This window comes from Natranaerobius trueperi (assembly GCF_002216005.1).
In the GTDB taxonomy this organism is placed as follows: domain Bacteria; phylum Bacillota; class Natranaerobiia; order Natranaerobiales; family Natranaerobiaceae; genus Natranaerobius_A; species Natranaerobius_A trueperi.
Genome location: NZ_NIQC01000089.1, coordinates 1 through 528 on the forward strand (window position 1 = coordinate 1; position 528 = coordinate 528).

Below are 528 nucleotides of genomic sequence, written 5' to 3' on the forward strand. Positions count from 1 at the left end.
AATCGAGTAGGAGGTAGATAATTAATTTATCTACCGACCTCTCACACCACCAAGCATACCGTCCGGTACTTGGCGGTTCAATGGTTTGAGTGCAATGCCTCGTATCTTTTGGATATGTCATCATATCCAATTGATGCGAGGTATTCATTTGTTAATGACCTTGATGATATCCAGCTATTAGCTATCCGCCAGTACCCTTTCCGAGTGTTTGCCCATTCCCAAGCTTTCCCTTTAGTTATTCCAAGTCGCTTAAGATTCTTAAACCTCGCACTTATTTTCTTCCATTGCTTCCATAAGTACATTCGAATTCTACGCCTGGTCCATTCGTTAAGGGCAATAATTCTACTCTTAATATCTGCAATAGCAAAATAACCTAACCAGCCTGTGGTGAACATTTTAAGTTCTTTAAGTGTCTGTTGAATTGACCTACCACGTTTACGACTTGTTATCTGCCTTATCCTGTCCTTGAACCGTTTTATGGACTCTTGGTGTGGTCGTATTCCAGCCTTTCCTCTAGCTTTGTAGAGG

The 528-nt window shown here is 41.3% G+C and carries 1 protein-coding gene; it reads right to left on the reverse strand.

Annotated elements, in window-relative coordinates; all coding sequences use genetic code 11:
* Positions 1–77: 77 nt before the first annotated feature.
* Positions 78–528: group II intron maturase-specific domain-containing protein (locus CDO51_RS13190; protein WP_276207044.1), on the reverse strand; the 451-nt coding region annotated here is incomplete at its 5' end.